Raw genomic sequence first — 25,960 nt, 5'->3', positions numbered from 1 at the left:
TGCTTACCTCAACAACCTGCTCTAATTTCCTCTCAAGAAGGTGACATGCACCCCTTGGCGATCGCCAGCGGCAACCGTTCTCTGGTGCTTTGGAACCTGAGCTTGAACCGCCCGATGCGGACGCTGGATTGGCCCTGTGGTGGCATTTCAGCGATGACCTTCACGGCAGATGATTCTCGGTTAATTTTGGGCTGTCAGGATCGCACCCTGCGAATCTGGGACCGGGTGGGCGATCGCCTCTCAGCCACTTTCGCAGGGCACAAGGCAGCCATTACCAGCCTCTCGTCTGGGCACAGTCGAAACACGGTGGTAAGCGGCAGCGGCGATCGCACGGTTCGCCTGTGGAATGTGGAAACCAGGCAACTCCTCGCTGTGCTGGACGAGCACGAAGCCACTGTAACTGCTGTCGATTTCCTGGAAACGCAATCCATCCTCGCAAGCGGCAGCGCCGACGGCTATGTCCTGGTTTGGCGCAGGACGGATTAATGGCTACTGCTCCTAACTGCCCCTGCTGATTGTTCCACTGCCACCCGCGGGCACGGTCACACAACGCGCATGACGAGAACGTCAACCCTAGATGTCGATAACGTCAACAGCTTTTGAGAGGCATCCAGGTGGTGGAAAGATAACTTGTTTTAATCGGGTCAAATAATCTCGAAACAAGTCAAGACTTCTAGGGGGACTTGCAGTGTAGACGTAGAAAAGCGCGGGGCGATCGCATTTTCGGGTTGTGCCATGATGATAAATCTCTTGCACGGCTGCAATGATTACCGTTCCAGCGGACACTGGGCACAGTTTCCAATGCGACTCAGGAACAAGTTGCCTCATGCTTTCATTATCAAGTCCTCGAAACTTTGTTTGCCAGACTCGCCAATAAATTCGCAATCTTAACCGCTTGGATCGCAAAGACTGCTTGGGAATATATTCGAATGGTCCCTGTGATTCTAAAATATCTCTCGGATAAATGAAAACTTTAATAATCTTTCGACAGTTTCCATCTCGATGCCACAGCAGCGTTTGTGCTTGTGAGTTATTAGAAAAATCCCAACGAATCTGTACCTCCTCTAATGCAGTAGGAAGCCCCAAATAGCTTTCAATAATCTGGAGTATTCTCTGCTCTAGATGAGCATCTAAGAACGGGGATGGATAGCGAATCGTCTGAATTAGTGGCGGCTGGTAATAGTCAGCCTTACTAAATGGATGTGTGCTTTTGAGTTCCGTCAACTTTGCGTCAGCTGCTTTCAAGATTTTCGCACAAAAGCCAGGGCTTAATGCTTCAAGATTGGTAATTGCCACTCCTTCTGTTCTGAGTAAATTAACGATTTCTTGATCCTCTAGACTTATGGCTGACGGCTGAGATGCACGAACATTTTTAGCAAAGTAAAACTTCATCTCTGACTTTGCCTTTGAAGCTTTACTGGTTAAAAGTCTAAACATCTCTTTTTTCCTCAATGCTTGCGACACGTTCATCCGAGCAGAACTGAAGCAAGGGAATCTCACCCATGCCTCAAAATCCCCTCACCTAGCCATTGGAAAGCAGCAGAAAAAATCTTTTCCAGGAACCTGCAAGTCCATTTCCGCTTCAATCGGAAAAAAGTTTTTCGGTTAGTTTAAAGCTCGACAGAATGCTGCACCCTTGGCAGCGTGCTAACCCTTAGAGTACTTATAGAAAGGACAGAAGCTAATCCCAACAACAGAATAAGAGCAAAGCTGAAGTCCAATATTCTATTGGAGGAAGCACCCAAAAGGGACGGCACAACCAGATTTACAATGAACAAAAAGAGCTTCCGGACTATAGCGGGTTTCGCAAAGACGTGGTGCGGATAGTGAGTGAGAAAAGGGCGAGGACTCGATGAAGGCTTACAGCATCGATTTGCAACAGAAGACCACTGAGACTTGTGAGAACGAACGGATTTCGCATCGCCAATTAGCCCAGCGATTTTGGGTGACTCCGAGTTTTACCGTGAAACGACTGAAGCAGTATCGGGGAATAGGTGAGATTGTCTCGAAGACCAGTTCTAGACAACCGAGGGAATTGAATGAAGCGCAGATGCAGACGGTTCAAGCCCCTAGTTAAGGGGATTAACCTTGTTGGATGATCTCTGCACCAAAGTAGCCCAGCACTGTAGGGTCACGGTGAGTCGGTCTAATGATTTGATGAATCATCCGGCAAAGTTAGACCAGATGGGTGAGGCTACTCGAGGTCGCTTCATGTTAGCCTGACCCTAGAAGTAAAAGTTTGACGTGTATTCAAAAAGTTCAGTAATTACTGAACTTTTTGAACGAAAGCTGATTCCTGTTAAGTATCGTTAAGATCTAGAAGATCTAGCTTGGGGTGAACTCCGTTGAACCGAGAGCAGCCGTTCGAGCATACGCATTTTGTCGAAGAAGTGGGGCTGATGTTTGAACTGATTGGGCTGCCCCGCATGGCTGGGCGCATCTTTGGCTGGCTGCTGATTTCTCAACCGCCGCACCAGTCCAGTGGCGAACTGGCGGAGGTGCTGCAAGCCAGCAAGGGGTCCATTAGCTCGATGACGCGCCTGCTGATCCAGCTTGGGCTGATCGAGCGACTGCCGCTGCCGGGCGATCGCCGCGATTTCTTTCAGATCAAGCCCCACGCCTGGTCACAGCTTCACGAACAGCAGCTTGCCCGCATCGCCGCCTTCCGCAAGCTCTCCGAACGCGGCCTCGACCTGCTCAAAACCCAGCCGCCCGAATCCCAGCAGCGCCTCCGCGAAATGCACGACTACCACGCCTTTTGGGAGCAAGAGCTGCCCCGTGTGCATCAGCGCTGGATTGAGCATCGCCGAGAGATGGCAGTGGAGTGATGAAGGTGTGCAGATGACCAAAATGAGAGGACTGCTAACCCCCTTTTAACTCTGTTTCTCATCCCCCTGCGAATCTCTCAATCCTCCCAATTCCAACACCCCCAATCCCTAAAATGACCATGCGACTCCCTATGATCGGCAAAGTTCAGCCCAGCAATCCCTGGCTGTGGGGATTGGTAGCGGCGAGTTTGATTGGCACGGGTACGACGGCGGCGCTGGTGGCGCGACAGAGTGCGACGATTCCTGATGTGGCGACGCTGACGGTGCCCGTGGAATCGCAAGCCCTGACGGTGCGAATTACCGCCAACGGCAGGGTGCAGCCGGTGCAAACGGTGAATATCAGCCCCAAGGCGACGGGTATTTTGCGAGAACTGCTGGTGGAACAGGGCGATCGCGTCCGGGAAGGACAGATCATCGCCCGCATGGAAAGTGAAGACGTGGCGGCGCGAATGATGCAGGCGCGGGCCCAGGTTGCCGAAGCGCAGGCCCGACTGGCAGAAGTGCGATCGGGCAATCGTCCCGAAGAAATTGCCCAGCGCCAGGCCGAAGTGGAGCGGGCCCGGGCCCAGGTGCGCGATGCCGAAACCCGCGTACAGCTGGCGAATCAGCGGCTAGAGCGGAACCGATCGCTGGCCAGCCAGGGCGCAATTTCCCGCGATGCACTGGATGAAGTGGTGCGTGAAGCCAACAGCGCCCGCGCCAACCTGGAGCAAACCCAGGCCAGCCTGCGGGCCGCGGAGCAGAGCCTGAATCTGTCTCGCAACGGCAGCCGCGCCGAAGACGTTGCCCAAGCAGAAGCCCAGTTGGCCAGCGCCTTGGGCAATCTCCGCAGTGTGGAAGTGCAGCAGGAGGATACGGTGCTGCGGGCCCCCTTTGACGGCATTGTGACTCAGAAATATGCGACGGAGGGGGCGTTCGTCACGCCGACGACTTCGGCTTCGGACGCAACTTCCGCTACTTCGACGGCGATTGTGGCGATCGCCAGCGGGCTAGAAATCCTAGCAGATGTGCCAGAGGTAGACATCGGGCAAATTCGCCCCGGCCAAACGGTAGAAATTCGTGCCGATGCCCTGCCTAATCAGGTGTTCACGGGTGAAGTGCGGCTGGTGGCTCCGGAGGCGGTGGTGCGGCAAAACGTCACCTCCTTTCAGGTGCGGATTCGCCTGCTGACGGGGCAAGACAGGTTGCTGTCGGGCATGAACGTAGATCTGGACTTTTTGGGCGATCGCCTCGATAGCGCGGTCGTGGTTCCGACGGTGGCAATCGTCACGAAGGATGGGCAGAACGGGGTGCTGGTTCCCGGTGAGCGAAATCGACCCGAATTTCGCCCCGTCACGCTGGGCACTGCCGTCGGCAACCAGACCCAGATTTTAGACGGCATCGAACCGGGCGATCGCGTCTTTATCGATTTGCCCCCGCAGTATGCCCGCGAGTGGATGCAGCCGCAATAAGGAGGATCTATGGACTTACTCGAAAGCACCGCAATGGCGGTGAAAACCCTCAAAGCCAATAAGCTCCGCAGTGCGCTGACCATGCTGGGCATCATCATTGGGAATGCCTCGGTGATTACGATGGTGGGCGTGGGCCAGGGGGCGCAGCGCTATGCATCTGAACAGTTTGAGTCGCTGGGGCCGAACGTGCTGTTTGTGATTCCCGGCAGTGACTCGTCTCGTCAGCGCACCCTAGAAACGCCGCGCACCCTGACGCTGGAAGATGCAGAGGCGATCGCCTCCCAGGTTCCCACGGTCATCGGCGTTGCCCCCCAACTACAAACCCAGCAGACCGTCACCCAAGGCAACCGCAGCACCAGCGCCCTAATCGTGGGCACGACTCCTGAATTCAGCACCGTGCGGAGCTTCCCGGTAGCGCGGGGTCGCTTCCTCACGGATATGGACGTGCAGCGGGGAAACCGCTCGGTGGCGCTGGGGGCTGACCTGGCCCGCAGCCTGTTTGGCGATTCCGACCCGTTGGGGCAAACGATTCGCATTAAAAATCTCACCTTTCAGGTTGTGGGCGTGATGGAGGCAAAGGGCGCATTTCTGGGTAATAACCAGGATGACGTGGCCTATATCCCCATCACCACCATGTCGTCGCAGATTACGGGCAACTCGTCGCCCTATGGCACAGAAGTCACCTTTATTTCCATCATGTCGCGGGATGAGCAGTCCATTGGTGCGGCCCAGTTTCAGGTGACGAACCTGCTTCGGCTGCGCCACAGAATCGTATCTGAAGATGACTTCACGGTTCGTAGCCAGAAAGACGCGCTGGAGATTGTGGGCAATGTGACCGGGGCGCTGACCATCATGCTGGCGGCGATCGCCGGAATTTCGCTCCTCGTCGGCGGCATCGGCATCATGAACATCATGCTCGTCTCTGTCCGCGAGCGCACCCAGGAAATCGGCCTCAGAAAGGCAATCGGCGCATCCCAACAAGACATTCTGGTGCAGTTTATGATCGAGGCAACCATCCTGGCCGTGCTGGGCGGCGTAGCGGGAACCCTGATCGGCATCGGCGGCGTGTCCCTAGCCGGTGCGCTAACCCCGCTCAAGGCAGGCGTTTCTCCCACCGCCATTCTTCTAGCGGTGGGTGTATCGGGTGGCATTGGCCTCTTCTTCGGCGTGGTTCCTGCCCGCCAGGCCGCCAAGCTTGACCCCATTGTTGCCCTCCGCAGTGCCTAACTGTGCCTAACTCGTGTTGGCGTGGTAGGGTTCCGGCTCCACTGCGCCAACCCCTTACCCTCTTAAAATCCCCTTTTCCTATGCAGCCCATCATCCGCCTCGAACACATCTCCAAAGTCTACGGTTCTGGCAATACGGAAGTCCGCGCCCTGTCGGACGTGAACCTGACGGTCGAAGCGGGGGAATATTGCTCGATCATGGGGCCCTCTGGTTCTGGCAAGTCCACGGCGATGAACGTGATCGGCTGCCTCGATCGCCCTACGTCTGGCAGCTACTACCTAGACGGAACCGATGTGGCGGGTTTGGATGATACGGAACTGGCCCACGTCCGCAATCGCAAGATTGGCTTTGTGTTTCAACAATTCCACCTGCTGCCGCAACTCACTGCCATCGAGAATGTGATGCTGCCAATGGTCTATGCAGGTGTGCCTGTACGCGAGCGCCAGGAGCGGGCCGCCGAAGCGCTGACCCGTGTGGGTCTGGAAAACCGCATGAACAACCGCCCCAATCAGCTTTCGGGAGGACAGCAACAACGGGTGGCGATCGCCCGCGCTATTGTAAACCGTCCTGTCTTGCTGCTAGCCGACGAGCCGACGGGCGCCCTCGACTCACACACCACTCAAGAAGTGATGAATATCTTTCAGGAGCTAAATGCCAGCGGCATCACAGTGGTCATGGTGACGCATGAACCAGAGGTGGCTCGACTCACTCGCCGTGTGGTCTGGTTCCGCGACGGGCAGGTCATCCATGCCAACATGGCTCCGTCAGACATCGCTCAGGTGTCCGTTGCGCCTGTCTAAGCGGTTCTCATACTAAATCCGGATGGCATACCCCCGAAACGATTAGGCCTGTCATGCGGGCCACCAGTGATAATTGGTCAAAGCTTTAATCTCGGCTTGCATCGACAGCAAGGTGCGGCAGCGGGACTCGAGGACATCTTCGAGATCGCTGAGGGCATCAAAGCAGCGGTTGACCAAGGGTTCATCAGCGAGTCGCCAAAGCCGTTCTGCTGGCTGCAACTCGGGAGAGTAAGGCGGCAATACCTCTAGATGGATGCCGTCAGGTATCACGAGGTCTTTGCAGGTGTGCCATCCGGCCCCATCTATTACCAACAGGATCTGCTTATGAGGACCAGCCCCGACTTGCTGCGCAAAGGCGGCTAGGGCTTGATTAAACCAATCGCCATTCACCCGAGGCAGAATGAGCCATTCGGTATCACCGGTCGTGGGATGAACAAACCCGTAGAGGTACGTCCACTCATAGCGTGGGTCAACCAGGGCTAACGGTCGCTGTCCGACCTTAGCCCATACCTTGCGAATAATCGGTTTTAAGCCGAGGCGATGCTCATCAAACGACCACGCTTCGACGAGAGCTTCAGGATACTGCTGCTCCAGTTCAGCTTTACGCTCCGGGAGTTTTTTTCAAAGGCCTCTTGGGCCTCAGGGTCACCTTTGCGATGCCGAGGACGAGGCACTTGCCGGGATTGCTCCAAGCGCTTGAGATGATCCCATCCCCGCTGGGGCCAGACCTTAGGCACCCCAGTTACCTCAGCAATGACGCGCGCCACCTTGGGCCCACTCCAGCCCCCATCATCGTCGGGTGGGGATTGCAAGCGAGCCTCTAAGTCCTCGATCTGCTTGGGGTTGAGCAGACTAAGAGACTGGTGCGGTCGTTGGGCCTTGCGTCGATTGCGCAGGCCAGCCGCGCCATCACGGTTGTAATCTTTCACCACACCTCGGGCGTAGTCGTAGTTCAGCCCAACGACTTTAGCCGCATCCGTCAGGGTCTTTTGCGTGTGAACTAGCCATAGCAAATGCCAACGTCGAGACTCAACAGGGTCACCGCTAGCGAGATAGCGTGATTTAAGCTCGTCAGCTGAAAAATGAGGTTCGAGATGGAGAGGTCTAGGCATTCCTCAACCCTACACTATTTCGGGGGTATACAAGTCGGATTTGGTATGACTGACAAATCCAAAACCGCAAATCCAAAATCCAAAATCAATCTCACTTACCAATGCAAAAGCGGCTAAAGATGCGATCGAGAACGGATTCGGTCACGTCTTCGCCCGTGATTTCACCCAGAGATTGGATGGCGCTCCGCAGATCGATGCTCCAAAAGTCCAGCGGGAGTTGCTGAGCAATGGTGTCTTGCATATGCTGGAGCGCAGTTTTGGCACGGGTGAGCGCGGCAGACTGGCGCTGGTTGATCGCCAGGTCAAGGTTCGCGGCCGTGAGCTTGCCGGTCTGAGCAATGGTCAGAATCGCTTGCTCCAGTGCGTCGATGCCGTGATTTTGGGCGGCAGCGGTGTAAACCGTGGGCAGAGCGGGCGGGGGCGGCGGAAAAGCGCGATCGCTCCAAAACGTCGCCACTCCGCCATTCCCAGCCACCAGATCAACCTTGTTTACCACCAAAATCAGCGATCGCCCCTTGACCTGCTCATAGATTTCCTGGTCTGCGGCCGTCCAGCCCTGGGCAGCGTCGATGGTCAGCAACACCAGATCGGCGGCTTGGGCGGCCTGGCGCGATCGCGCTACCCCAATTTGCTCAACCATATCTTCGGCCTCGCGGATGCCAGCGGTGTCGAGCACCTGGATGGGGATGCCGCCGACGACCAACTGCGACTCGACCACATCGCGCGTCGTCCCCGGAAGTTCCGTCACAATGGCGCGATCGCTCCGGCTCCAGGCATTCAGCAGGCTAGATTTGCCGACATTTGGGCGACCGACAATCGCCACTTTTAGCCCGCTCCGCAATAGTTCGCCCCGGTCTGCCGTGTCGAGGAGCGCCGTCACTTGGGCGAGAACTTGCGCCAGTTGGGTTTTAATTAGGGCTTCATCCAGCGGTGGCAGGTCGTCTTCAAAGTCGATGCGGGCTTCTACTTCGGCCAGAATGTCGAGGCAGGTCGCCCGAAGCTGGCGGATGGGCTGGGCGAGCTTTCCTTGCAGGCCGGCGAGGGCGGACTGGGCCGCTTGGGGCGATCGCGCTCCCACCAGATCGGCAATGCTCTCGGCTTGCGTTAGATCAATGCGCCCGTTGAGAAAGGCCCGCAGCGTGAACTCTCCCGGCTCTGCCAGCCGCGCCCCACAGTCCAGGCAAGCCTGCAACACCTGCTGCACCGCCATCATGCCGCCGTGACAGTGAAACTCCACCACGTCTTCGCGGGTGTAGGAGCGCGGAGCCAGCATCAGCAACAGCAGCGCTTCGTCAATCACCGTCTGGGTCTGGGGTTGGCGCACATAGCCGTAGAGGATGCGGTGGCTGTCCCACGCCTGCTGTCCTGGCGCGTGGAATAGGGTACGGGCGATCGCCACTGCCTCGGCTCCCGACAAGCGTACAATGCCCACGCTGCCTTGAGCGGGAACAATTGCTGTGGCGATCGCCGCGATCGTGTCTTGTTTCAGAGCAGGAGCCGTCATGACGTGAAATCGAGGGACGCTCTTTTCAATCTACTGGCACTCGCCCCCAAACGCGCAAATGGGTGGATTAACCTGCGATGAACCGCTGTGATGCGCTACTCGACTCCTATCGGCAGCTTGACCTCCATCGGCAACCGGATGCAAAACTCCGTCCCCCAGCCCACCTCAGATTGAACGTCCAGGCTGCCGCCATGCTTTTCGACAACAATTTGACGGGCGATCGCCAACCCTAGCCCCGTTCCTTTCCCGACTCCCTTGGTCGTAAACAAATGATCAAAAATCTTGCCTCTGATCGTCGCAGGAATGCCGTTCCCATTGTCTCGAATCCGAATTTCGATTGCATTGGATTGCGTTAATGCGGTTTGGATGGTGATGGTCTGCGGCAAGGATTCCAACTCAGCAAAAGTCCTCTGTTGCGCGGCTTCATCCAGCGCATCAATGGCATTGGCCAAGAGGTTCATAAACACCTGATTGATCTGCCCTGGGAAACATTCAACATCCGGAAGATTGCTATAATTGGTCACCACTTGAATAGCTGGACGCTCGTCATTTGCTTTCAGTCGATGCTTCAGAATCAGAATGGTGCTATCAAGTCCCTCATGAATATCAAACGGTACTTTGTAATCTTTATCGGCTCTAGAGAAGGTTCTTAAGCTATTGCTAATGCTGCGGATGCGATCAATTCCCAACTGCATTGAGCCAATTAGCTTCGGCAGGTCTTCTTGAATGTATTCCAGGTCAATCGTTTCAATCTCTTCCTGAATTGCAGCCGTGGGATTGGGATATTCCTGTTGATATCGCTCAATCAGCCCAAACAGGTCATTAACATAATCTAAAGCAGGCCTTAGATTACCCGCAATAAAGCCAACTGGATTATTAATTTCGTGTGCTACCCCTGCCACTAAATTCCCTAGGGCTGACATCTTTTCGCTTTGCACGATCTGGAGTTGAGCATTTTTCAGTTCTAATTCTGCTCGTTTACGCTCACTAATATCCAGCAGCAATCCGTCCCAAATTAGAGTGCCATCGCCACATTTTTCCAGTCGAGCCTCCCCATGAATCCACTTAACAATTCCAGCGGTTGTGACAATTCGACCTTCCCATCGCCAGGGGGTCAGCGTTTGAATTGAATCGGCAATGGACTGCTGATGATCTGCGGCATCCTCTGGATGGATTCGATCGAGGAGAAGCTGCACATTGGCGATCGCCTCTTCAGCAGTCACTCCGTACAAGTCATAACAATCTGCACTCACATATGGCAGTGACAGGGAACCATCGGCAGTCATACGAAATTGGTAAACCACACCAGGAACGTTGTCTACTAAATTGTGAAAACGCGCCTGGACTGCGGTTAATTCATTCACAGATTGCTCTAGCTGCTCGGCATATCGCTGCGATCGCTCATACAACCGGGCATTTTCCAGCGAGATCGCGGCCTGACCGCAGAGCAAGTTAATTAGCTCGACCCGATCGCCCGCAAAGGTTCCAGCAGTTAGGTTATTTTCTAGATACACTAGCCCCAGCAGTTTACCCTGGTATAAAATCGGGCTGCACAAAACGCTCTGAACCTGGTGGGATTGGATATAAACATCAGTGGCAAATTGCGGATGCGCTGTGGCATTCGTAATGACCGCAGGTTGCAGGCTGCGTTTGACGCTGTTGATTAAGCTAATTGGCGCATCCTGGCTATTCTCCACAGGCACAGGGCGGGTCTGCACCTGCGCCTCTATCTGGCTGGCAGTCGTGAGGGTGGCGATCGCCCGGACGGTTAGCCCGTCGTCTTCCTGCAACATCAGCACACACTTATCGGCTCCCGCAGTTTGCATGACCGTGTGCAGCAATGTCGAGAGCAGTTTGTCGAGTTCAATTTCGCTAGAAAGGGTTTGAGAAGCCTTGAGAACTGCTACCAAATCCAGGGCATCGGAAACACTGGACGAAGAACTGCTGGAGGCAACCGTTCCAGCCGCAAAGACGGTTTCATTGACCGAGAGCGGCGTGCGAGTCTGTTGCAGAATGGGAGCCAGCAGTTGCGGGTAGCGGTGTTCTAGATCCGCCACTTTGGCTTTGGCTCCCCAGTGGGCATAGCCATAGTAGGCTTCTATCAAATAGTCTTGGGCAATTCGCTCCTTGCCCCAATCCAGGTAGAATTTGGCAGCCAGTTCGTTAGCCAGGGCTTCTTCCTGGACAAAGCCGTTTTGCTTGGTCGTGGCGATCGCCCCGTCGTAAAGATCGACCGCATCCGCCCGCTGATTCAAGACCCGATGATATTCAGCGGCCACCAGTTGCCAGCGATGTTGATGGTTAAAAGGGGCCTGTGTTGCCCAGTTTTGCAATTTAGCTTGATGCTCAGCAACACGCTTTAAAGTCCATTCTTGCTGGTCAGGAGGGGCATCAGGATAACGTCTAATTTGGATTAGCGCATCGTAGAACACCCAAATGACGACCTGGAAAAAACTACAAACCCCAATGGCATATTCTTCCAGATGCGTCGCGTGTTGTGCAGCAAGTTCATCTTGCTCGAAGAGATAACAGAGAAAAGTTTGATTGAGGCAAGTATGGAAAAGACTTGCAGTATCCTTGGCATCCTGAAGCAGCGGTAAAGATTCGTCAGCATTAAAAACTTCGCCTTGTAGGCGATAGGGAACTGCTGCCTGCCCCAATAAGTTCAGAACCGCCTGGAGATAGGTTTCATGGGATTTTAAGATCGTTTCCTGCTTCACCTGGTCAATCACTTGCCGATAGATCAGCATGTCTTCAGACAGTTCTTGGAGTCCTTTCCCAGACCAATACTGATAGTGGCTAGCCGTTAACAAGTTGAACGACACACATTCCCAATCACCTGTCTCTAAACCACTGTGATACCCTTCTAACAAAAAGGGAATGGAATTCCGCAGAGGCTCTTGCCAATGACGGATTAACGCATTGACGATGAACCAGGCGCGGCTTTTGAGCGGAGTGGCTTGAAGTTTTTCCAGCAAGGCTAGAGAGAGTTTTCCAAACTCGTAGCCCGTCGCCGTGTTGCCCATGATGCCGCACAACAAGAAGCCATAATCCGCGTAGGAAAAAATGGAGGTTGGGCAATTGCCATGCTGAGCGGAGAGTTCCACCTGCTTAAACACCAGCAGTGGGAGCAGGGCAGGCGAAGCGAACGCGGCGGCTGGCACTAGACGAGTTAAGATTTGCATCGCCGCTAAATGGTTAGGATCTTGCATCGGGGGCAGATCCAGTAAACTCAGCGGGGTGCGTCCTGCCCAGGCCTTTTGAGAGCGCTCAAAGGCCTCACCCGCATAGGCAGGGGTGGGCTGAGCCGGAAATTCAATGCCTAATGATTTCAGAATTTGCAAGCCCATCTCGATGACTTCGAGGAAGCGCCCTTGCCCTTGCAGAGCCAGGCTGCGGGTTTCGTAGACTTTGATGCAATCGAGTAAAGAAGTCGCCTTCTGTAAGACTATTTCACTCCAGATTTCCAAATCCTCGAACCGGGTCGTCAAGTAGGCTGCATCCAGGCGATGGTGATGCAGTTCCAGGGTAAAGGCGTAGTGTTTGGTCCAGGCATCTTCTGGCAAGAGTTCAATGGCTTGGTTCAAATAGGCGAGCGCAGCGCTGTAGGCGTTGGAACTAAGAGCTTTGCGCCCCGCCATTAGATTCAGCCGCGCCAGTTCAAACCGCTCAGTCGGATTTGTAATCAGGTCGATGCTGGGATTTAAGTGGCCGACAATTTCAAATATCCGCTCTTCTTGAGTGGTGGTTGAAAGATGACTCAATAATCGGCAGCCGATACGGTAGTGAATCGAGGCTCTCTGTTCTTCAGGAATAAGAGAGTAAGCGGCCTGTTGAACGCGATCGTGTACAAATCGATAGATTGAGTTGACGGAACTTTCTGGATCAGCCTGTGCTGCGTCGTGGAAGAATTTGTAGACCTGGCTAGTCGGTAAGATCAACTCTTCCTGTAAGGCTGTCCACAGTGCGATCGCCGTATCCGTGGAGGATTGTTCGGAAACAATGGCTAGGGTTGCTATGTCAAACTGCGCCCCAATGCAAGCCGCCAGCTTCAGAACTGTTTGAGTTTCGGGCGGCAACTTTGACAGTTGACCTGCCACAAACTCCACCACATCGTCGGTTAGGGAGAGCGATCGCACTTTTGCTACATCACACTGCCAGTAACCCGCCTGCCAGTCGAAGGTGATCAGCTTTTCCTCATGTAGCGCCTTGAGGAACTGCGTGGTGAAAAAGGGATTGCCTTTGGTTTTTTGATACACCAACTCGGTCAACGGCAATGCGCGATCGCCCTCACAGCTTAGGGTATCCGCAATCAGCTGATTAATATCGGCCTGGCTGAGGGGCGCTAGAGTCAGGGTGTTGACAACTGCCTCGCCTTTCTGGATGTCATTGAGCGCCAGCATCAGCGGATGGGTTGCAAAGACTTCGTTATCTCGATACGCCCCAATAATGAACAGATGCCCCGCCGCTTGTGGCCCCATCAATACCTGTATCAGATTGAGCGAGGCAGAATCTGCCCACTGCAAGTCGTCAAGGAACATCACCAGGGGATGCGCTGGAGTCGCGAATACCTGGACAAACTTCTGAAACAGCAAATTGAAGCGGTTTTGGGCGGCATTGCCGGAGAGTTCTGGGGCGGGCGGCTGCTTGCCGATGATCTGCTCCAGTTCTGGAATCACCTCAATCAACACCTGCCCGTTTTCGCCCACCGTCGCCAGGATTTTGTCTTTCCAGTGCGCCAGTTGCTCATCCGTTTCGCTGAGCAGTTGTCCCATCAGGTCGCGAAACGCCTGCACAAACGCGGAGAAGGGAATGTTTCGCTGAAACTGGTCATACTTGCCCTTGATGAAATAGCCGTTCCAGCGAACGATCGGCTTATGCACCTCATTGACGACCGCAGTTTTGCCAATGCCAGAAAAGCCCGCCACCAGCAGCAATTCAGACGCGCCATTGGCCACTCGTCCAAATGCTTCCAGTAGGATTTGCACCTCCGCCTCGCGGCCGTAGAGCTTTTCGGGAATCAGGAAGCGATCGCACACATCCCGCTGCCCCAACTCAAACCAGGCATGTTTGCCCACCGTCTGCCACTCTTGCTGACACCGGATCAGGTCGTGCTTGAGTCCGATGGCGCTTTGATAGCGGTCTTCGGCATTCTTCGCCATCAGCTTGCGGACGATCTCGCCCAGCATAATGGGCAGATCAGGATTGATATCACATACGGATGGTGGCTGGGTGGCCAGGTGGCAGTGCATCAGTTCCATTGGGTCAGATGACTGGAAGGGGAGTTGTCCTGTCAACAGTTCAAACAGCGTCACGCCCAAGGAATAGAAATCGCTGCGGTAATCGATGCCCCGGTTCATGCGTCCGGTTTGCTCCGGTGAGAGGTAGGCGAGGGTTCCCTCTAGCCCGTTGGGGCTTTGAACCTCCTGGGTTTCTCTGGGCAACAGAGAAGCCACGCTAAAGTCAATTAGCTTGACCTGTTTTGTTTCAGGATGAATCAGAATGTTGGCTGGCTTGAGGTCTTTATGCACCACGCGATGCTGGCACAGGTCATGGAGAATATCGGTCAGTTGCAGAGCGATCGCCAGAATTTCCGGCAGCTTCAACGACTGCTGCTGCACATACTTGCCCAGGGCCACCCCGCCCCAATCCTCCATCACCAGCGCATAGCCGCCGCCCACAGATTCCAGGCTGACTGGCTGAACGACCCCCGGAATGTTGAGGTTGTGGGCAATGGTGTACTGATTGCGAAACTGGACTAGTTCACTAAAGGTTGGATACTCGCGTCGCAAGACCTTAATCACCACGGGCTGCTGCGAGCTTGTTTGCACCGCTCGGTAGACTGCCGTTCGAGAACCCAGATAGAGGTGTTCGACGAGGGTGTAGCCTTTGATCGTAGGGGCATGAAAAGGGGCGTTTCCTGGAGCTTTCATAGGTCTGAACGAGCAGTATGAACCCGAAGCAATGACATCATCTCTAAAGTTCCCTTTTAGAGGGCGATCGCACCATAAACGTCCAAATTCTCTTGCTTTGGACTGCTGGAATGATCCCTTTTTCGCCCAGGCTAGGGGTTGCAGTAGGCACACTGAGCGGGGTCGGCAAAGTCCTGCCCATCGGGATAGCGCACGGTTTCAGTAAAGCCGCACTGGGCGCAGCGGTAGAGGGCGGCTAGCGTCAGGTTCGTGGGCGCGTGGCAAAGGGCGCAGGGCAATCCGGGCTGGCGATCGCCCACATCGAAACCGGGCGCATGGCACTGGGGACAGGTCTGTTGCAGCTTGCGGATCAGGTCTTGCGTTGCGAGGGCGATCGCCTTCATCCGCGTGGGGTTCATCATGGCCCGCATGTCGGTTTCCAGATGGGCGCGGCCGTGGCGCTTGAGGGTCGCGGTCACGATTTCTCGGAGCTGGTCTTCCTGCGTGATGCCCTTATGGATCTCCGTGGGGTCGCTGCCCTCTGCCGCAGGCATCACCACCAGCCCGTGACTGGGAAACCCTGCCGATTGGGCAAATTTCAGCGCTGCCTCCAGGCTGTCTACCTGCTGATGGCTATAGTTGGTGTCTGGCGTAGCGGCGTGGCCCGCGATCTCCAGCCCATGCCGCCGATCGACCAATAGCACCAGTTCTCGATTGAGCGGCACGTAGGGCATCAGCGGATGGGGCCCAAAGCTGCCCTCGCTGGCGATCGCCAACTCTGTTCCCAGCGCTGCCCCCAGATGTTCCAGCGCGTGCATTGCCTTGAGCCGTGCCGTCGCTAGCTGATCTGCCGGCCGCTTGATATCGCGGGTAAACGTACCAAACTGGTCGCTGTCAAACCCATCGGGAACCACGATTTCTAGCGCGAAGGCGGACGTGAGGAGAGGGGCGATCGCCGCCTCCTTGCGATGCATGGTCGCCAAAATAGCCGTGCGTCCGGTAAACCAGTGGGAAGACATCGGGGAGCCTGAGAGAAGGATGGGAGGACTGAAGCGTTATTTTACCTTACCTGCCCTTGCATGACCGATCCCGCCATGCCCCATTATCGGGCCACCGTCACCGGAAACCGCAGTTCAAACGGCGTAAACGTCCCCGACGTGACGGGGCGACCGCGCAAGACTAGCTCGTAAGCGCCAGCGCGAGGGAAGGTGACGGTGGCTCCGGGAATGCCTTGGCGACCTTCGGCGGAAACGGCTTGCAGCGTGGGCGACAGAATGGGCGCATCCCCTTGGCGGCGCGGGCGGGCGTAAACCTCAAGCTGGCAGGTGCAGGCGGAGAGGGGAATCGTCTGGCCGCCGCGTCGCGCCAGCGCAAACCAGACCTGGCTGGCAACTCCGGCGCGGGGATTGTCTCGTGGCTCGATATGCACCGTGCCGCCGACCTCGCCCGACACCTGCACCTGATGGGCGCTGGCCGGATCGATGGGGGATAGACCAATCCTGCCTGCCGCCATCGACAGACCCAGCAGCGCCAGCAGGCTTGCATTACGAACGACGAGAGCGGGATTCTGCATACCATTCCTCCTGACCAAACCCTTTCCAGACCCAGCGGCCGCGCAGCAGCAAGACGCTGAGGGTTGCCCCGCTGAGGGCGATCGCCCCTGCCCAGTGCCAGCCTGTGGCCGACACGCCCAGGTAGGTAGAACCAATGGCGATCGCGTGAATCGTTGCCAGCAGCAGGGCAGGAACCGAAAGCAGGTGCAGCGGCCGCCAGGTTTCCCCCAGCCACTTTTGCGCCCGGTCGAAGCTCGTCAAGGCAGCGGGGAGCATCGCCAGCAGGGCAACCGCTCCAGCGGCGATCGCCCCTTGGTGTTGTGGCAGCATGAAGGCGATCGCCTGCCAGTTCCAGCCCCAGGTGTGTTCCGCCATGTGCAGCGTGTGCGCCGCCGCCAATATAAACGCCCCCACGCCCAGCGCCCGCCGCACCCTTAGCAGCCCACCCCACAGACGGCTGAGGGGTCGGGCCACCAGCGCCAGCATCAGGCAGAGCAAACTGGCGTGGCCGGTGAAGTCCGTCATCGTGTCGCCTGTCCGCAGCAGCGTCACAATACCAATGCTCAGCGTCACCCAGCCGCCCAGTCGATAAAACTGGCTGCGCTGATCGGCGCTCAGCCACGCCGCAGACGTGCCCACGCCCAGCATGGTCGGCAGCGTCCCCAGCCCAAAGGCTAGCATGGTGGCGCTGCCCAGCCAGGGATTGCCCGTGTCGGCCGCCTTGATCTGGGCTGCGTAGAGAAATCCGCAGGGAAACAGACCCCAAACCGCGCCAAGCAGCAGGGGCGTAGCCACATGGGAGCGCTTGCCGAGTCGCTGCATCAGGCGACCGAGCCGCTCGTGCAGCCTGCCCGCCATCAGGGGATGCAGCAGCGGCACCCTGGGCAGCAGGCTCGGCGCAATCTGCACCAGCCCAAACCACACCAGCAGTCCGCCCGTCAGCAGCGCCATCAGCCGCCTGACCAGACTACCTACGCCCGCGAGTTGCCCACCAGCCAGCACAACCGAGCCGACTGCACCGATTGCCAGCCCCACCAGCGCATAGCTGAGGATGCGCCCCATATTCAAGAGGACGTGAAAAATAAACTGCTGCCAGGGGGTCGGGGGCTTGTCCTGCACCTTTGCCAGGGAAAACGCCGCCGTCAACGGGCCGCACATTCCCACACAGTGTCCAAAACTCCCCAGAAACCCCAGGGTCATGACTAGCAGCAGATCCACCATGCCTGCTCAACGAAACCTGTATGCTGCAACGAAATACATTCCAAAGCGCTAGAAATTCCCAAGGCGCTAGAATTTCATGGCTCCAAACATGAGGATTCTAGACGAGAGGACTCTAGACATAAGGCTGATGGCAGGTGAAAGGGGCCAAACGGCGCGATCGCCCTTGACGTTTCGAGGTTCCTCTACCCTAACGGCCGTCCCGTGGGATGTCAAAAGACGGGCTGTCAAAGTTAGACGGCTAGACGGCGGGGGGAAATTAGCCGGGGCAGTTCCCCGTCCAGCAACCGTGGTGAGGCTGAGGCTGCTGCGAGATATCTTCCTGTGGATCTGCAGCGGTAAGATGAAGAAATATTGCTAACTTGAGGCAACCCATGACGGCGAACGTTGAAATTTACACTTGGAGTACCTGTCCGTTTTGCATTCGCGCCAAGGCTCTGCTGAATAAGAAGGGCGTGGACTTTACGGAATATTGCATCGACGGCGATGAAGCCGCCCGCGCCGAAATGGTAGATCGCGCCAACGGTCGCCGTTCCCTGCCGCAGATCTTTATTGATGGCGTTCATGTGGGCGGCTGCGACGACCTGCACGCGCTGGATCGGCAGGGTAAGCTAGACGCGATGCTGGCAGGGGTCTGAGCAAGAGAGGCGGAGGGGCAAAGCGCTGGCTTGATGTCTGGGCGATCGGCCACCCCGCTCTCTTGCGCTCTGCCGCTGCCTCGCGCTGTTCTGCCCTTCGGTTCACGTCCTCAATCCCCGACTTTATTTCCCGACTCCATTTATGAAACTTGCCTTCATCATTGATCCGATCCACCGCCTCGATCCTGGCCATGATACCAGCGTGGCGCTGATGGAGGCGGCGCAGCAGATGGGGCATGAGGTGTGGATTACGGAGGCGAATCGGCTGTCGGTGGTGGGCGGCAGGGCCTATGCTCAGCTTCAGCCTGTGCGGTTGGTTCCGGTCGAACTGGTAGAAGGGCGCTGGGTGGCGGCGGAGGTGTGGTTTGAACTGGGCGATCGCCAGTTTTTGCCGCTAGACAGCCTGGATGCGGTGTTCATGCGGACTGATCCGCCGGTGGATATTCCCTATCTGTATGCCACCTACGTTCTGGACTATGTGAACCCGGACAGGACGCGGGTCATCAATTCCCCGGCGGGGCTGCGGGCGGCTAATGAAAAGATGTATGCGCTGCAATTTACGGGAGCGATTCCTGAAACCATTGTCACCGCGGACAAGCAGGTGATTCGCGAGTTTGTGGAGCGGCAGGGCGCAGCCGTGATGAAGCCCCTGGGCGGCAAGGCGGGCGAGGGGATTTTGTTTGCTGAACCGGGCGATCGCAACTTGAATTCACTGATCGAAATCAGCACGCAGCAGTTTCGCGTGCCCATCATGGTGCAGGAGTATCTACCCGCGGCCAAAGACGGCGACAAGCGCGTGATCTTGCTAAACGGCGAACCCATCGGCGCAGTGAACCGCATCCCGACGGGCAAAGAGTTTCGTGGCAATATGGCGGTGGGCGGGCGCGTAGCAGCGGTGGAGATTACCGAGCGCGATCGCCAAATTTGTGAACAGATTGCCCCGGCTCTGCGCCGCGACGGGCTAGTCTTCGTGGGCATCGACATCATCGGCGGCCACCTTACCGAAGTCAACGTCACCAGCCCTACGGGCATTCGAGAAATCGATCGGCTCAACGACGTTCGCCTGGGACAGCAGGTCATGGACTGGCTGAGTCGGCAATTGGGCACAGAACGTTAGCTCGTCCTGATAGTAGTCTGTGATTTCTGCATTACCACACCGCTATCTCTCGTATCCCAAACTACAATCCAGGGTGATGTGTTCTAGTAGGGTCAAGTATTGGGATTTGTAAAGCCCCTGGCTCTAAAGGGCTGAATATTTTAGAAACAGGGCATTTTTTCGGAGTATGCAGCAGTTACCCAGATTTTGTAGTACGCCTGTATGGGTTATTCTGTTTCCGTTTGCTCAATTTTGTTAGCAATGAGGTGAGTTGGATGAGTCAGTTGTGGTATCCGTCGGGGCGATCGCCCCTGAAACGACGCAAGTTTTTACAGTATGGGGCGATCGCCGCTGGCACAGGTCTTGTCGCTGCCTGCGCCTCTCAAGCACCAACCTCGACCGAAGCGCCGGCCAGTCCTGCGGCTGGTGCTAGCCCTGCGTCCGGTGAGCTAACCAAAATCACCTACGGCACCAACTGGTATGCCCAGGCAGAACACGGCGGCTTCTATCAGGCGGTTGCCACGGGCTTATACAAAGATGCAGGGCTGGACGTGACCATTAGCATGGGCGGGCCCCAGGTCAACGGCACGCAGTTGCTCATGGGCGGCGCGATCGACTTTTTCATGGGCTACGCGGCCGATGCCATCAAGGCCGTCGAAGAGGGCATCCCAAAAGTCACCGTCGCCGCTATCTTCCAAAAAGATCCACAAATCCTGATGGCGCATCCTGGCACGGCCGACTCCCTCGAAGACCTGAAGGGTCGCCCCATTTTTGTCTCCTCCTCAGCAAACGTCACCTACTGGCCGTTTTTGAGAGCCAAGTTTGGCTTTACCGACGACCAGAAGCGCCCCTACAACTTCAACCCCGGCCCATTTTTGCAGGACAAGCAAACCGCGCAGCAGGGCTATCTCAGCTCCGAGCCATTGGCCATTAAAAAAGAAGGTGGCTTTGACCCGGTTGTGTTTTTGATTGCAGACTATGGTTATGAACCCTACTCCACAACCATCGAGTGCAAGCGCGAACTGGTCGAAAGCAACCCCGACCTGGTGCAGCGGTTTGTGGATGCCTCGATTAAGGGCTGGTACAGCTATCTCTATGGCGATCCATCGCCGGGTAACGAGCTAATCAAGAAAGATAACCCGGAGATGACCGATGAGCAAATCGCCTATGGCATCGAGAAGATGAAGGAATACGGCATTGTCGATTCGGGCGACGCACAGGTGAAAGGCATCGGCGCAATGACCGAGGAACGCTGGAAATCCTTCTTTGACACGATGGCAGCAGAGGGTGTGTTTAAGCCAGAAACCGACTATACCAAGGCCTACACGCTCCAATTTGTCAACAAAGGCCCGGATGCGTATAAGGTCTAAGTCGAGTACGGTGTAAATGAAGCGCAGCAGGTGTAGCGGATCTGGCGCAACTGGTTCCGCTGCCCTGCTACCTAACTAGGCTTGTGCAACTAGTCTCGCTCCAATAGTTTTAAGGAACCCCATCGCATGAACACCCCAGCGGCGTTTACGCTTAGCGATGTCAGTAAGGTCTATTCCAACGGCACGGTGGCGCTGCAAAACCTCGACCTGACGGTGCATGAGGGGCAGTTTGTCAGCCTGTTGGGCCCGTCGGGCTGTGGCAAAAGCACCGTGCTGCGGATGGTGGCAGGGCTGGGCAAGATGAGTTCGGGTAATTTGTACTGGGGCGGCAGTTCCCAGCGGAAGCTGGCCTACGTCTTTCAAGATGCGGCGCTCATGCCCTGGGCAACGGTGGAAGATAACGTGGCGCTGCCGCTGAAGCTGTCGGGCCTGTCGAAAAGCGCGGCGCGGGAGGCGGTGCAGGAGGCGATCGCCCTGGTGGCCCTGCAAGGATTTGAAAAAGCCTACCCGCGAGAACTCTCTGGCGGAATGCGGATGCGCGTTTCCATCGCCCGCGCCCTGGTGACAAAGCCGGAAATCTTGCTGATGGACGAACCCTTTGGGGCGCTGGACGAAATGACCCGCAGCAAGCTCAACAGCGACCTGCTGAACCTGTGGGGGCAGAAGCAGTGGACGGTGGTGTTTGTAACCCACAATATCTACGAAGCGGTGTACCTGTCGAACCGTGTGGTGGTGATGGCGGCGCGACCAGGGCGGGTGGTGGCCGACGTGGCGATCGCCGCTCCCTACCCCCGCACTGAGGAGTTTCGCACCACGCCATTGTTTAACGACTACTGCCGCGACATTTCCAACAGCCTGTCTCGCGCCGCTGGGCAGACGGCTGCATTGCACCCCAGCGACAGTATTTCTGCCAGCGTCGTGAACCAGCCTGCATAGCGCTAACCTGATTTCGCGCCAACCTGATTTCATAAGGCAGCATTCCGATGGCCAATCTGTTTGACGTATCTCGCCAGCCCGAAGCCTCTGCCCCATCCTCGGAGTCTGGCCAACCGTCCCAACTGCAACGCCTACTCTCGCCTGATATCCTGGCTCCGATTATCGTAGGCCTGTTGATGCTGGCGCTGTGGGAAATTGGCGTGCGCCTGACCAACACACCGCCCTACATCCTGCCAGGGCCGATTCTAGTGCTGCAAACGCTGGTGCGGGAATGGGGGACGCTGTTCCCCTCGCTGCTGATCACGATGAAAATCACGCTGTTTGCCTTCCTGGCAGCGGTGGTGTCGGGCCTGCTGGTTTCTGTGCTGTTTACCCAGAGCAAGTGGATCGAGCGCAGCTTCTTTCCCTACGCGGTGATTTTGCAGACGACCCCGATTGTGGCGATCGCCCCTCTGATCATCCTCTGGGTGCGGCAGTTGGTTCCGGGCACTGCGTCTACCTTCGTATCGCTGGTGATCTGCGCCTGGCTGGTGGCCTTTTTCCCTATCCTGTCCAACACGACTCTAGGACTCAACAGTGCCGACCATAACCTGATCAACCTGTTTCAGCTTTATCGCGCCTCCCGCTGGCAAACCCTGCGCTACCTGCGGCTGCCCAGCGCCTTGCCCTATTTCCTGGGCGGCTTGCGAATTAGCGGCGGGCTGGCGCTGATCGGCGCGGTTGTTGCAGAGTTTGTCGCGGGCACAGGCGGCACTAGCTCTGGGCTGGCCTACCAAATCCTGATCTCCAGCTTCAACCTCCAGATTCCCCGCATGTTTGCTGCCCTCTTGCTGACTACTGTCCTGGGCATCCTAATTTTTGTCTTGCTAACGATGCTTTCCGACCGCCTCCTGCGCCACTGGCACGAAAGCGCTGTCCGCCGAGAAAATTAGCGCAGTGGCTCGTAGTAAGCGCTTATTATCAACCCAAGTTCTAGCTGTGATACGGCACTAGGATGATGTTTTCAGTGGCTCGTAGTAAGCGCTTCAGCGCTAAAGCGCTTATTGCCAACCCAAGTTCTAGCTGTGACGTAGCACTAGGATGATGTTTTCGGGGGCAGCCAGTAGGCAGAGCCGTTGCGTTCCCGCTGGAGCAGGCCATGTTCAAACAGTTCGCGGCGGAGTAGAGCCGGGTCGCAGAACGTGTGATGTTCATTGAGGAGCTGGTTTACCTCGCGTTCAGTATAGGTTCTGCCCGCAGCGAATTTTTCAGCCAGATACCACAGTACCAGCGTTTGCACCCGCGCTCGATTGCGCTTGGACGGCCAGCGCGTCACCCGGCCCTGATCATCCAGGTAGGGCTGGAGTTCTGTAAAGTCGATCATTTCATCCCGCTCCTCCGTCTAATTTGGGATTTTGGATTGGCGATTTTGGCGCATGATCTAGAGGGCACCTCGAAACATACCAATCCTGCGCTCCCAAGCAATCCTACACGCCTAAGCAACGATATCTCGTCGATTGGAGTAGTTCAAATGCCCCGATCCCGGATTTATCGAAGTGCCCTAAAGCTGGTTTTGCGATAGTTGCGATAGTTTTGCGAACTGCCAGCCAATCCTCAATTTCATAATTTCTACACGATGCCGCACCTCGATTTCGCCCGCCTGAATGAACCGCACTACTGGCTGTGCAACGCCCATGTGCCCCGGCCGCTGCTGCCTGATTCGCTGGTCTTGCCTGAGACGGCGGGCATTCTGGCGCAGGATAACCTGGCGCGGGTGGATCTGGAAATTTTGGATGGCGTAATTCGCGGGATTCGCCCCAGTGCGGATGCGGCGGGTGAGGCAGGAGGAGAACCCGTGCCGACGGTTGACCTGAAGGGCGGCATGGTGTGGGCTGGGCTGGTCGATCTGCATACGCATCTGGACAAGGGGCACGTTTGGGGGCGATCGCCCAACTATTCTGCAACCTTCGAGGAAGCGCTGGAGACAATCCGCGAAGATGCCAGCAAACATTGGGACGCAGAGGATGTCTATCGCCGCATGGAGTTTGGGCTAAAGTGCAGCTATGCCCACGGCACGACTGCCCTCCGCACCCATATCGACTCCTTTGGCGACCAAGCGGCCGTGAGTTGGAGCGTGTTTAATGCGCTTCAGCAAGACTGGAGCGATCGCCTGGCGCTAAAAGCCGTTTCCCTGGTAACACTGGACTACTACCAGACTCCTGAGGGCGAAATCTTAGCCGATCTGGTCGCCGAGATGGGCGGCATTCTGGGCGGCGTGACGGAAATGGGCCCCCATTTGGAAGCCCAGCTTGATCGCCTGTTTACCCTCGCCATTGACCGGGGCCTCGACATCGACCTGCACACCGACGAAAGCGGCGACCCCAACGACATTACCCTGCGCTACGTGGCCGAGGCCGCCCTGCGCCACGACTTTCGCGGGCAGATTGTCTGCGGCCATTGTTGCAGCCTGGCCGTGCAGTCTGACGACGAAGCCCAGAAAACCATCGACTTGGTGAAAGCTGCCCGCATTGGCGTGGTCAGCCTGCCTATGTGCAATTTGTATCTGCAAGACCGAAATCAGCGCTCAGCCCTGAAGGGGCAGGCGGCGGCTTCGTCTCCCCCTGGCGCTCACCCACCTGCCCTGCGACAAGCTCCCACCCGCACCCCCCGCTGGCGTGGCATTACGCTGCTGCACGAACTGAAACATGCGGGCATTCCGGTGGCGATCGCCAGCGACAACTGCCGCGATCCGTTCTATGGCTTTGGCGACCACGACGGGCTGGAGGTGTTCACCCAGGGCGTGCGGATTGCCCAGCTCGATGCGCCCTATGGCGACTGGAGTCGGGTGGTGACGACCACACCGGCCGACCTGATGGGTTTGCCCACCGTGGGACGAATTGCGCCGGGGCTACCCGCCGATCTGATTCTCTGCACAGCACGCTACTTCAGCGAACTGCTGGCCCGTCCCCAGGGCGATCGCACGGTATTGCGCCAGGGCAAACCCATCGACACGACCCTGCCCGACTACGCAGAGCTAGATGATCTACTGCTGAAGTAGCGCTGACCCGGGTTGCCCAGGGCAGAACGGACCCAGGGGGCGACCTGCCACGAGTGCCGCCTGCGAACAATGCTTCTGATTTTTCAATACTAAAAACTTATCGCCTGGGGAAAGGGCTTGCCTGTAGTAGAGGGGGATACAGTTCTCAGCCGTCTGTCCGTCTTAGCATCAGCGCATTGACTAGGACGTTGACCGCTCACGCACCTACAGGTTTTCCTTCAAATTCCTATGACAGCCACGTTCGCCCTGCCTCGGGATTGCACCTTCAGCCCTTCTGACTGGGAAGCGCTCGCCCCATTCTGGTATCCCGTTGCCTTTGCCCACGACGTTGCCGATAAGCCCGTGGGGGTGCGCCTGCTCGATGAGCGACTGGTGCTTTACCGGGCGGGCGACGGCGGCGTAATGGCGGCAAAAGACCTCTGTCTACATCGCGGCGCTCCCCTGAGCATGGGCTGGGTCGAAGATGGCGAACTGGTCTGCGCCTACCACGGCGTTCGGTATACCCAAGATGGCCAATGCGTCTGCATTCCGGCTGCCCCCGATGCCGCGATTCCCAAGCGTCTCCGCCTCACGACCTATCCGGTGCGAGAACAGTACGGACTAATCTGGGTACGGCTGGTGGACAATGGCCCGGTTCCCTTCCCTGAATTTGATGCCTGGAATGACCCCGACTATATCCAGATCATTCCCGACTCAGTTTATCTAGACGCGGCGGCGGGTCGTCAGATCGAGGGTTTTCTAGATGTCAGCCACTTTGCCTTTGTCCACAAAGACTCCTTTGGGGAGCAGGATAATCCTGAAGTGCCCGACTATCCCGTGACCTTCACCGAGGGCGGATTTACGGCAGACTACGTGAGTTCCGTCAGCAATCTGCCCCACGGCTACAAACACCTCAGCCCGCCAGGGTTTCATTGGCGGCGGCTGTTTCAGGCCTGGCTGCCGTTCACGGTCAAGCTCTCGGTCACCTTCCCCAACGGAATGCTGCATATTCTGAATGCGGCCAGCCCCATTTCAGCCCGCAAGACCCGCGTATTTTCGCCCCTCTGCCGCAACTTTGATAAAGACGCACCGTTGGAAGAAACGCTGGCATTTAATCACCAGGTTTTTGGCGAAGACAAGGCCATCGTTGAAGAACTCTGGCCCGAAGATCTGCCCATCAACCTGGCGGATGAAGTTCACATCGCGGGCGACAAAAGCTCTATTACCTACCGCAAGCTGCTGGCCAAGCTGGGACTGGGGCGATCGTTTACGAGCTAATTGATTCGCAAATGCACTTGC

Annotated in this window: 21 protein-coding genes; 12 read left to right on the top strand and 9 right to left on the bottom strand. The window is 56.7% G+C overall.

The features are described from left to right. Nucleotides 1–486, top strand: a 486-nt coding sequence (locus IGS16_RS01275) for a hypothetical protein (protein ID WP_297082634.1), incomplete at its 5' end; no start/stop codon positions are given. Nucleotides 487–573: 87 nt separating this feature from the next. On the opposite strand, the gene IGS16_RS01270 is transcribed toward IGS16_RS01275, so the two are convergent. Beyond that, nucleotides 574–1,470 (bottom strand): hypothetical protein, encoded by an 897-nt coding sequence (locus IGS16_RS01270; protein WP_297082632.1) that lies wholly within the window; start codon nt 1,468–1,470, stop codon nt 574–576. Between the two features lie 875 nt (nt 1,471–2,345). Here IGS16_RS01270 and IGS16_RS01265 point away from each other — a divergent pair. The 4 genes from IGS16_RS01265 (at nt 2,346) to IGS16_RS01250 (ending at nt 6,306) form a co-directional block, all read left to right on the top strand. Further along, a complete protein-coding gene (locus IGS16_RS01265) occupies nt 2,346–2,828 on the top strand; it encodes a MarR family transcriptional regulator (protein ID WP_297082630.1) in 483 nt (160 codons plus the stop codon). 119 nt (nt 2,829–2,947) lie between these two features. Continuing rightward, nucleotides 2,948–4,279 (top strand): efflux RND transporter periplasmic adaptor subunit, encoded by a 1,332-nt coding sequence (locus IGS16_RS01260; RefSeq protein ID WP_297082628.1) that lies wholly within the window; start codon nt 2,948–2,950, stop codon nt 4,277–4,279. A gap of 9 nt (nt 4,280–4,288) precedes the next feature. Then, the gene (locus IGS16_RS01255; protein ID WP_297082626.1) at nt 4,289–5,506 is read left to right on the top strand and encodes an ABC transporter permease; all 1,218 of its coding nucleotides are present in this window, start codon (nt 4,289–4,291) and stop codon (nt 5,504–5,506) included. Nucleotides 5,507–5,586: 80 nt separating this feature from the next. After that, the gene (locus tag IGS16_RS01250) at nt 5,587–6,306 is read left to right on the top strand and encodes an ABC transporter ATP-binding protein (protein WP_068511525.1); all 720 of its coding nucleotides are present in this window, start codon (nt 5,587–5,589) and stop codon (nt 6,304–6,306) included. A gap of 51 nt (nt 6,307–6,357) precedes the next feature. Here the strand turns inward: IGS16_RS01250 and IGS16_RS22250 are convergent, their stop codons facing one another. The 7 genes from IGS16_RS22250 to IGS16_RS01220 form a co-directional block, all read right to left on the bottom strand. Then, a complete protein-coding gene (locus tag IGS16_RS22250; RefSeq protein WP_367185696.1) occupies nt 6,358–6,900 on the bottom strand; it encodes an IS630 family transposase in 543 nt (180 codons plus the stop codon). Beyond that, nucleotides 6,834–7,319 (bottom strand): winged helix-turn-helix domain-containing protein, encoded by a 486-nt coding sequence (locus tag IGS16_RS01245; protein WP_297082623.1) that lies wholly within the window; start codon nt 7,317–7,319, stop codon nt 6,834–6,836. Before IGS16_RS01245 ends, IGS16_RS22250 begins: the two co-directional genes overlap by 67 nt. Nucleotides 7,320–7,509: 190 nt before the next feature. After that, nucleotides 7,510–8,922, bottom strand: a complete 1,413-nt coding sequence (gene mnmE, locus IGS16_RS01240; RefSeq protein ID WP_297082620.1) for a tRNA uridine-5-carboxymethylaminomethyl(34) synthesis GTPase MnmE — start codon at nt 8,920–8,922, stop codon at nt 7,510–7,512. 95 nt (nt 8,923–9,017) lie between these two features. Then, nucleotides 9,018–14,855, bottom strand: coding sequence for an AAA family ATPase (locus tag IGS16_RS01235; RefSeq protein ID WP_297082618.1), 5,838 nt, complete (start codon nt 14,853–14,855; stop codon nt 9,018–9,020). Between the two features lie 131 nt (nt 14,856–14,986). Then, entirely contained in the window at nt 14,987–15,853 is an 867-nt protein-coding gene (locus tag IGS16_RS01230) for a DUF6671 family protein (protein WP_297082616.1), read from the bottom strand. An 83-nt stretch (nt 15,854–15,936) separates the two neighbouring features. Then, nucleotides 15,937–16,407, bottom strand: a complete 471-nt coding sequence (locus IGS16_RS01225) for a hypothetical protein (RefSeq protein WP_297082614.1) — start codon at nt 16,405–16,407, stop codon at nt 15,937–15,939. Further along, nucleotides 16,379–17,608, bottom strand: coding sequence for a sulfite exporter TauE/SafE family protein (locus IGS16_RS01220; RefSeq protein ID WP_297082612.1), 1,230 nt, complete (start codon nt 17,606–17,608; stop codon nt 16,379–16,381). The genes IGS16_RS01225 and IGS16_RS01220 overlap by 29 nt, the downstream gene beginning before the upstream one ends. Nucleotides 17,609–17,979: 371 nt before the next feature. Between IGS16_RS01220 and grxC the strand changes: the two genes are divergently transcribed. The 5 genes from grxC to IGS16_RS01195 all read left to right on the top strand — a co-directional run bounded on the left by grxC (nt 17,980) and on the right by IGS16_RS01195 (nt 22,577). Then, a complete protein-coding gene (gene grxC, locus IGS16_RS01215) occupies nt 17,980–18,243 on the top strand; it encodes a glutaredoxin 3 (RefSeq protein ID WP_297082611.1) in 264 nt (87 codons plus the stop codon). A gap of 142 nt (nt 18,244–18,385) precedes the next feature. Then, nucleotides 18,386–19,360, top strand: a complete 975-nt coding sequence (gene gshB, locus IGS16_RS01210; protein WP_297082609.1) for a glutathione synthase — start codon at nt 18,386–18,388, stop codon at nt 19,358–19,360. Between the two features lie 254 nt (nt 19,361–19,614). Then, the gene (locus tag IGS16_RS01205) at nt 19,615–20,709 is read left to right on the top strand and encodes an ABC transporter substrate-binding protein (protein ID WP_297082608.1); all 1,095 of its coding nucleotides are present in this window, start codon (nt 19,615–19,617) and stop codon (nt 20,707–20,709) included. Nucleotides 20,710–20,835: 126 nt separating this feature from the next. Next, nucleotides 20,836–21,645 carry an ABC transporter ATP-binding protein gene (locus tag IGS16_RS01200; protein ID WP_297082606.1) on the top strand — a complete coding sequence of 270 codons (810 nt, stop codon included), beginning with the start codon at nt 20,836–20,838 and terminating at the stop codon, nt 21,643–21,645. A gap of 176 nt (nt 21,646–21,821) precedes the next feature. Then, nucleotides 21,822–22,577, top strand: a complete 756-nt coding sequence (locus tag IGS16_RS01195; RefSeq protein WP_367185695.1) for an ABC transporter permease — start codon at nt 21,822–21,824, stop codon at nt 22,575–22,577. Nucleotides 22,578–22,720: 143 nt separating this feature from the next. Here IGS16_RS01195 and IGS16_RS01190 read toward each other — a convergent pair whose 3' ends face one another. Beyond that, entirely contained in the window at nt 22,721–23,008 is a 288-nt protein-coding gene (locus tag IGS16_RS01190; protein ID WP_068509178.1) for a DUF2087 domain-containing protein, read from the bottom strand. Nucleotides 23,009–23,260: 252 nt separating this feature from the next. Here IGS16_RS01190 and IGS16_RS01185 point away from each other — a divergent pair, with 252 nt between their 5' ends. Together IGS16_RS01185 and IGS16_RS01180 are read left to right on the top strand one after the other, a co-directional pair. After that, entirely contained in the window at nt 23,261–24,682 is a 1,422-nt protein-coding gene (locus IGS16_RS01185) for a cytosine deaminase (RefSeq protein WP_297082601.1), read from the top strand. Between the two features lie 228 nt (nt 24,683–24,910). Then, a complete protein-coding gene (locus IGS16_RS01180; protein ID WP_297082599.1) occupies nt 24,911–25,939 on the top strand; it encodes an aromatic ring-hydroxylating dioxygenase subunit alpha in 1,029 nt (342 codons plus the stop codon). Nucleotides 25,940–25,960: the final 21 nt, after the last annotated feature.

The sequence above is a fragment of the Thermoleptolyngbya sp. C42_A2020_037 genome (assembly GCF_015272455.1).
Classification (GTDB): domain Bacteria; phylum Cyanobacteriota; class Cyanobacteriia; order Elainellales; family Elainellaceae; genus Thermoleptolyngbya.
The sequence above is the reverse complement of the archived record's forward strand: the minus strand, read 5'-3'. Positions and strand labels throughout refer to the sequence as shown.

Coding starts and splice junctions, on each gene's coding strand:
- IGS16_RS01270 (WP_297082632.1), bottom strand. CDS start 1,470: ATGAACGTGTCGCAAGCATTGAGGAAAAAAGAGATGTTTAGACTTTTA.
- IGS16_RS01260 (WP_297082628.1), top strand. CDS start 2,948: ATGCGACTCCCTATGATCGGCAAAGTTCAGCCCAGCAATCCCTGGCTG.
- IGS16_RS01255 (WP_297082626.1), top strand. CDS start 4,289: ATGGACTTACTCGAAAGCACCGCAATGGCGGTGAAAACCCTCAAAGCC.
- IGS16_RS01250 (WP_068511525.1), top strand. CDS start 5,587: ATGCAGCCCATCATCCGCCTCGAACACATCTCCAAAGTCTACGGTTCT.
- mnmE (WP_297082620.1), bottom strand. CDS start 8,922: ATGACGGCTCCTGCTCTGAAACAAGACACGATCGCGGCGATCGCCACA.
- IGS16_RS01235 (WP_297082618.1), bottom strand. CDS start 14,855: ATGAAAGCTCCAGGAAACGCCCCTTTTCATGCCCCTACGATCAAAGGC.
- IGS16_RS01230 (WP_297082616.1), bottom strand. CDS start 15,853: ATGTCTTCCCACTGGTTTACCGGACGCACGGCTATTTTGGCGACCATG.
- IGS16_RS01225 (WP_297082614.1), bottom strand. CDS start 16,407: ATGCAGAATCCCGCTCTCGTCGTTCGTAATGCAAGCCTGCTGGCGCTG.
- IGS16_RS01220 (WP_297082612.1), bottom strand. CDS start 17,608: ATGGTGGATCTGCTGCTAGTCATGACCCTGGGGTTTCTGGGGAGTTTT.
- grxC (WP_297082611.1), top strand. CDS start 17,980: ATGACGGCGAACGTTGAAATTTACACTTGGAGTACCTGTCCGTTTTGC.
- gshB (WP_297082609.1), top strand. CDS start 18,386: ATGAAACTTGCCTTCATCATTGATCCGATCCACCGCCTCGATCCTGGC.
- IGS16_RS01205 (WP_297082608.1), top strand. CDS start 19,615: ATGAGTCAGTTGTGGTATCCGTCGGGGCGATCGCCCCTGAAACGACGC.
- IGS16_RS01200 (WP_297082606.1), top strand. CDS start 20,836: ATGAACACCCCAGCGGCGTTTACGCTTAGCGATGTCAGTAAGGTCTAT.
- IGS16_RS01195 (WP_367185695.1), top strand. CDS start 21,822: ATGCTGGCGCTGTGGGAAATTGGCGTGCGCCTGACCAACACACCGCCC.
- IGS16_RS01190 (WP_068509178.1), bottom strand. CDS start 23,008: ATGATCGACTTTACAGAACTCCAGCCCTACCTGGATGATCAGGGCCGG.
- IGS16_RS01185 (WP_297082601.1), top strand. CDS start 23,261: ATGCCGCACCTCGATTTCGCCCGCCTGAATGAACCGCACTACTGGCTG.
- IGS16_RS01180 (WP_297082599.1), top strand. CDS start 24,911: ATGACAGCCACGTTCGCCCTGCCTCGGGATTGCACCTTCAGCCCTTCT.